Here is a 6,261-nt window from a genome sequence, read left to right as displayed (position 1 = left end):
CCGCCACAGCCGCAGGCCCCCGCTCCCGCGGACCCGCCCCCGGTGCGGCGCCGCTCGCGCACCGACCGGTTCGCCGAGGCGGCAGAGTCCTACGGGTTCGCTGCCCACGGCGTCTCGTCCGGCACGGACGACGACCCGCTCGCGTGGACGCCGTCGCGCTCGTGGGACCCGGCCTCGGGCGAGGACCCGCTGCCCGCGCCGACGCCGACCGAGGGCGACGCGATCGAGTTCGGCGAGGTCTTCTCGACGGTCAGCGCGCCGGACGACACGCTGAGCTGGGAGCCGCGCCTGCCCGCCGCGGAGCCGTCGATGCACGACACCTCCACCTGGGAGGCGCCCTTCGAGCCGCCGCGGCCCCTGCCGCCGCTCGAGCCCGACCCCCGCGCGTGGGACGTGCCGCTCGACACGCGGCCGTGGTCGGCGCCGGAGCCGTGGACGGAGCCCGTCACCTCTGCCCCCATCTCGGTGGGGGAGCAGACGGACCCCGACCTCGTGGCGCTGGCGAGCACCATCGGCGTCGCCACGCCCCTGGTCTGGACGCGTCCCCGGCGCCGGCAGCGCTTCGAGGCGTTGCTGCACCCGGACGGCGTGATCGAGGTGGCCGACGGCGGCCGCTACCGCCACCCGGACGTCGCGGCGAGCGCCGTCTCGGGCTCGTACACCGCCGACGGGTGGAGCGTGTGGCGCGTGGGCAGCGACGAGGGCCCCACGCTCACCGAGGCGTTCCGGGCGCGCTTCGCCTGACGGGCCCCCGCTCCGCCTGACGGGCGTCAGGGCACGACGACGATCTTGCCCGTCTGGGCTCCTGCCTCCAGGCGTGCGAGGCCGTCGCGCACGCGGGCGAGGGGCACCTCGGAGTCGATGACGGGGCGCACCCCCGTGCGGGCGCAGAAGGCGAGCAGCGCCGCCAGGTCCTCGCGGGTGCCCATCGTGACCCCGCGCACGGCGATCTCCTGGAAGAAGATCCGGGTGAGCTCGGCGGGCGGGGCGTCACCCGAGGTGGCGCCGCAGACGGCGATGGTGCCGCCCGGCTTCACGGAGCGCACGGAGTGCGCCCAGGTGGCCTGCCCCACGGACTCCACGACCGCGTCGACCCGTGCGGGCAGGCGTGCCCCGGTCTCGACGGCGTGGGCCGCGCCGAGCGACAGCGCCCGCTCCCGCTTGGCGCCCGAGCGCGAGGTGACCGTGACCTCGAGCCCGGCTGCCGCGCCGAGCACGACGGCGGCCGTGGCGACCCCGCCGCCCGCACCCTGGACGAGCACGCTCTGGCCCGGCCGCAGCGCGGCGACGGAGAAGAGCATCCGGTAGGCGGTCAGGTAGGCGGTCGGCAGGCAGGCCGCCTCGGTGTAGGTGAGCTCGGGCGGCTTGGGCAGCAGGTTGGCCGTCGGCACGGACACGAGCTGGGCGAGGGTGCCGGGGTACCGCTCGGAGAGCAGGGTGCGCGGCTCGCGGGGGCCGACGCCGTGCCCGTCGGCGCCGACCACCCCGTGCACCACCACCTCGGTGCCGTCGGGGGCGACGCCGGCGGCGTCGGTGCCGAGGATCATCGGCAGCTGCTCGGAGCGCAGGCCGACCCCGCGCAGCGACCACAGGTCGTGGTGGTTGAGGCTGGCGGCCCGGACCTCGACGGTGGACCAGTGCTCGCGCTCCTCGGGCTCGGGGCGCTCCCCGACCTCCAATGCGTCGAGCGGGGTGTCGGGCGAGACGCGTGCGGCGTAGGCGGCGAGCATGCGTGCCAACCTACCGACCTGGCCGCCCACCCGGCGCGGGCGTGGGCCGCCCGGCCGGCGTCGTGCGCCGGCGCGGGCGGCCCCGGCTCACGCCGGACCGACGTCGAACATCCAGCTGATGCCGAACCGGTCGGTGAGCTGCCCGTAGTGGTCGCCCCACGGCGCCTTCTCGAACGGCATGACGTCGGTGGCGCCCTCGAGCAGGCGCTCGTACGCGGCGCGCACCCGGTCGAAGTCGTCGACGCCGCCGGTCAGCGCCACCGTGACACCGCTGGTGGCGGGCACGTGCTCCGTCATCGAGCCGGTGTCGGCGGCCATGAGGGTGAGGCCGTCCGGCGTCTCGAGCTGCCCGTGCATGACGAGGTGCGCCTCGTCCTCAGGCGTGCCCATCGGCATGTCGCCGTAGGCGGTGATGTCGAGCTCGCCGCCCAGCACGGCCTGGTAGTGCTCGAGCGCGGCGCGCGCCTGGTCCTTGAAGCTGAGGTACGGGTTGAGCGTGGCCATGACGGCGTTCCTTCCGGTGCGGCGGGTGGGTCACCGGGAGGGACGATGCCGGCGGGCGGGACTCATCGCTCAGCGGGAGGAGGTCACCCGGTCCTCGGCTTCCAGGAAGTCGCGCACGATCGGCCCGAGCTGGTCGAACTCGATGAGGAACCCGTCGTGCCCGTAGTCGCTGGTGACGATGCGCAGGCCTTCGCTGCGGGGCACCCATGCGGCGACGCGGGCGGACTGAGCGGGCGGGAAGAGGCGGTCGGAGTCGACCGCGACCACCAGGGTGCGTGCCGTGATCTGGGAGAGCGCCGCCTCCACGCCGCCGCGGTCGCGCCCGAGGTCGTGCGTGAGCATCGACTCGGTGAGCACCACGTAGGAGTTGGCGTCGAACCGGCGGGCGAGCTTGTCGCCGTGGTGGTCCAGGTAGGACTGGACGGCGTAGCGCCCGTCGGTGAGCGGGTCCTCGCCGCCTTGCGGCAGCCGCCCGAACCGGGTGTCGAGCTCGTGGGCCGAGCGGTAGGTGGTGTGGGCGATCTGGCGGGCGACGGCGAGGCCAGCGTGGGGCCCGGCGCCGTCGGGGGCGTCGTAGTACTGGCCGCCGGCCCAGCCGGGGTCGAGGCGGATGGCGGCGAGCTGCGGGTGCGCCCAGGCGATCTGGTCGGCGCTGGTCTGCGCCGTCGTGGCGACGGCCGCCAGGTTGCGCACCTCGATGCCGGCCTCGGGTCCCATGAGCGCCCACTCCAGGGCGCGCAGGCCGCCCATCGAGGCGCCCACCACGAGCTCCCAGCCCTGGATGCCCAGCTCGTGGGCGAGGAGGATCTCGACGGCGACCTGGTCGCGGGTGGTCACGCGCGGGAAGCGGGCGCCCCAGGGGCGCCCGTCGGGGGCGGTGGACGCGGGGCCCGTGGTGCCCTGGCAGCCGCCCAGCACGTTGGGCACGACGACGAAGTACCGGTCGGTGTCGATCGGCCGGCCGGGCCCGACCATCGCCTCCCACCAGCCGGCGCTGCGGTGGCCGGGCCCGGCGGGCCCGGCCACGTGCGAGTCGCCCGTCAGGGCGTGCAGCACCAGGACGGCGTTCGACCCGTCGGCCGCCGGCGTGCCGAGCGTCTCGTACGCCACGGTGACCTGCGGGAGCAGGCCCCCGCCCTCCAGCTCGATCCCGCCGACGTCGGCGAACCGGCGGCTGCCGGGCTCGTCGCCCTCGCGCCAGGCCCCGGAGGCGGGGACGGGCGGCAGGGAGGCCCCGCGGGGTGCGGGTCCTCCGGGCTGGGTGCCCAGCACCCGGTTGGCGGAGCTCACGATAGGGGTGGTCCTCGCGGATCGGGGGACGAGGGGCAGGGGAGGGAGGCTCACGCGGGCGTCCCCGCGGTGGGGGTGCCGGCGTCGAGGTGGCTCTTGGCGGCGGTGAAGCCGAGCTCGAGGTCGGCGAGGATGTCGTCGGCGGCCTCCAGGCCCACCGCGAGGCGCACGAGCCCCGGCGTGACGCCCGAGTAGGCCTGCTCGGCGGGCGTGAGCTGGCTGTGGGTCGTGGACGCGGGGTGGATCACCAGGGAGCGCACGTCGCCGATGTTGGCGACGTTGGAGTGGAGCTGCAGCGCCGAGACGAACGCCTGGCCGGCGGCCCGGGCGCGCTCGTCGTCGTCCACGTCGAGCTCGAAGGAGACCACCGCCCCGGCGCCGCGCGGCAGGTACTTGGTGGCGTTGGCGTGCCAGGGGGAGGACTCGAGCCCGGCGTAGTGCACCACGCGCACGTCGTCGCGCGCCTCGAGCCACCGCGCCACGCGCTGCGCGTTGGCCACGTGCCGCTCGATGCGCAGCGACAGCGTCTCCAGCCCCTGGGCGAGGAGGAACGCGTTGAAGGGGCTGACGGCGGGGCCGAGGTCGCGCAGGAGCTGCACGCGCGCCTTGAGCACGAACGCGAGGTTGGCCCCCAGCGGCGAGCCGACGCCGAGGTCGCGGGCGTAGACGAGGCCGTGGTAGCTGGGGTCGGGCTCGTTGAAGCCGGGGAACCGCTCGGGGTGCTGCGCGTAGTCGAACGTGCCCGCGTCGACGATCACGCCGCCGATCGCGGACCCGTGCCCGCCCAGGTACTTGGTCGCGGAGTGCACGACGACGTCGGCGCCCCACTCGATGGGCCGCAGCAGGTAGGGGGTGGGCACGGTGTTGTCGACCACGAGGGGGACGCCGAGCTCGTGGGCCACGCCGGCGACGCCCTCGACGTCGAGCACGTCGGACCGCGGGTTGGGCACGGTCTCGCCGAAGAACAGCTTGGTGCTCGGCCGCACGGCGTCGCGCCACTGCTGCAGGTCGTGCGGGTCCTCGACGAACGTGGTCTCGATGCCGAACCGGGGCAGCGTGTGGTGCAGCAGGTTGTAGGTGCCGCCGTAGAGGGAGGAGGAGGCGACCACGTGGTCGCCGGCCTGGGCGATGGTGAGGATCGCGAGGGTCTCGGCGGCCTGGCCGGAGGCGACGAGGAGGGCGCCCACGCCGCCCTCGAGGTCGGCGATGCGGTTCTCGACCGTCTCCTGCGTCGGGTTGCCGATGCGGGTGTAGATGGGTCCCAGGTCCTGGAGCGCGAACCGGTCGGCGGCCACCTCCGCGCTGGGGAACACGAACGAGGTGGTCTGGAAGATGGGCAGGGCACGGGCCCCCGTGGCGGGGTCGGGGCTCTGGCCGGCGTGGATCTGACGCGTCTCGAAGGACCAGCGGGGCTGGGTGGCGGGCTGGGTGGTCATGTCGTCCTCCTGGGCTGTCGCGGCGGGCTTCTGGTCGGTGCTGGCGGTGCAGCCGCGGGACGCCCCTGGAGGGCCTGCTGCGTCGGAGGGTGGTCCGCGGCGAGCGTGTGCGCACGCGGGCCGGACGGGTTCCGGGCAGGCGGACGTGCGCTGGGTCAGCGACACATTCGACGAGTCATGGCAGGGACCGTAACCACGACCGCCCGGTCCGCGACAGTGCCGTCTCGTCATTCGGGACCACGATTTGAGACGGCGTGTCTGGCGCGACGCACCGGCGCGGACGCCTTCCGCGTGCAGTGTGCGGGCCTCCGGGCGACCCTGGTCCGGCGCTCGCCTACCGAAACGCCGTCGGCGGCCGATCAGCAGGAACGGCACAGCTCGATCCCTTGGAGGTGGTCCGGCGATGTCCGGCACGCCCGCACGCACCGTGCGCACGGCCCGGTCTGCCCGCCCCGTGCCGCGCGCGCTGCCCCTGGTCACCGCCGCGCTCGTCGCGGGTCTCCTCGCCGGACCAGGAGCGCCCGGCGCGCTCGCCGCACCCACGCCACCGTCCGACGACGAGGTGGCGGCCGCCCGTGCCCAGACCGGGGCCGCCGCGCTCGACGTCGCCGCTGCCGAGGCGCGGCTCGACGCCATCCGTGCCGGCCTGGCCGCCGCCGAGAGCGCCGTCCAGACCGCCGCCGAGGACTACACCGAGGCCCGCGAGCAGGCCGACGCGGCCGCCGCCGCCCTCGCCGAGGCCGAGCAGGCTGCCCAGGCGGCCAAGGCCGGCGAGCAGCAGGCTCGCGGGCAGCTCGCCGAGGCCTACCGCGTGACCGCTCGCGGTGACGGGTTCGGCGCGCTCTCCGTGGTCACGCGGGCCGAGGACCCCAGCGACGTCGTCGCCGTCGGTGCCGCCCGCCGCGCCGTCGACCGTAAGGTCGCCACCGGCCTGGCCGCCCACGCCGACGCCCGTGCCGGCGCCGAGTCCGCCGGGGCGCGCTGGGAGGCCGCGCGCGAGGCGCACGAGAAGGCCGGCGCCGCCGCCGAGCAGGCGTACGCCTCCGCCACCTCCGCGGCCGCCCGGCTGCAGGCGCAGACGGAGGCGGCCGAGCAGGAGCGCACCGCCCTGGTCGAGCGGCTCGCCGCGCTGCGCAGCACCAGCGTCGAGCTCGAGCGGCAGCGGCAGGACGCGCGCCAGGCTGCCGCGGACGCCGCCGCCTCCCAGCGGGCCCAGGCCCAGCGCGAGGCCGCCCCCGCCCCTGCGGCCTGGTGGTCGCCGGTCTCGACATATCCCGCACGTCCCGCTCGCAGTACCTCAC

General features: G+C 75.9%; 5 protein-coding genes and 1 pseudogene. 2 read left to right on the top strand and 4 right to left on the bottom strand.

Going from position 1 to position 6,261, the window contains the following annotated elements; translation table 11 throughout:
- Positions 1-744: restriction system modified-DNA reader domain-containing protein (locus DNL40_RS16545; RefSeq protein WP_484454271.1), on the top strand; the 744-nt coding region annotated here is incomplete at its 5' end.
- Between the two features lie 26 nt (positions 745-770).
- Here DNL40_RS16545 and DNL40_RS16080 read toward each other — a convergent pair.
- The 4 genes from DNL40_RS16080 to DNL40_RS16065 form a co-directional block, all read right to left on the bottom strand.
- Positions 771-1,730 carry a zinc-binding dehydrogenase gene (locus DNL40_RS16080; RefSeq protein ID WP_111252282.1) on the bottom strand — a complete coding sequence of 320 codons (960 nt, stop codon included), beginning with the start codon at positions 1,728-1,730 and terminating at the stop codon, positions 771-773.
- 87 nt (positions 1,731-1,817) lie between these two features.
- A complete protein-coding gene (locus tag DNL40_RS16075; protein WP_111252281.1) occupies positions 1,818-2,234 on the bottom strand; it encodes a VOC family protein in 417 nt (138 codons plus the stop codon).
- Between the two features lie 69 nt (positions 2,235-2,303).
- A complete protein-coding gene (gene metX, locus DNL40_RS16070) occupies positions 2,304-3,524 on the bottom strand; it encodes a homoserine O-acetyltransferase MetX (protein WP_425450796.1) in 1,221 nt (406 codons plus the stop codon).
- A gap of 50 nt (positions 3,525-3,574) precedes the next feature.
- Complete coding sequence (locus DNL40_RS16065) at positions 3,575-4,960, bottom strand: bifunctional o-acetylhomoserine/o-acetylserine sulfhydrylase (RefSeq protein WP_111252279.1); 1,386 nt, start codon at positions 4,958-4,960, stop codon at positions 3,575-3,577.
- A 403-nt stretch (positions 4,961-5,363) separates the two neighbouring features.
- Between DNL40_RS16065 and DNL40_RS16935 the strand changes: the two are divergent.
- Positions 5,364-6,261: pseudogene (locus DNL40_RS16935) on the top strand (hypothetical protein); the annotation flags it as partial.

Origin of the sequence: Xylanimonas oleitrophica (assembly GCF_003244315.1) — a bacterium.
Lineage (GTDB): Bacteria > Actinomycetota > Actinomycetes > Actinomycetales > Cellulomonadaceae > Xylanimonas_A > Xylanimonas_A oleitrophica.
The sequence above is the reverse complement of the archived record's forward strand: the minus strand, read 5'-3'. Positions and strand labels throughout refer to the sequence as shown.

Coding starts and splice junctions, on each gene's coding strand:
- DNL40_RS16080 (WP_111252282.1), bottom strand. CDS start 1,730: ATGCTCGCCGCCTACGCCGCACGCGTCTCGCCCGACACCCCGCTCGAC.
- DNL40_RS16075 (WP_111252281.1), bottom strand. CDS start 2,234: ATGGCCACGCTCAACCCGTACCTCAGCTTCAAGGACCAGGCGCGCGCC.
- DNL40_RS16065 (WP_111252279.1), bottom strand. CDS start 4,960: ATGACCACCCAGCCCGCCACCCAGCCCCGCTGGTCCTTCGAGACGCGT.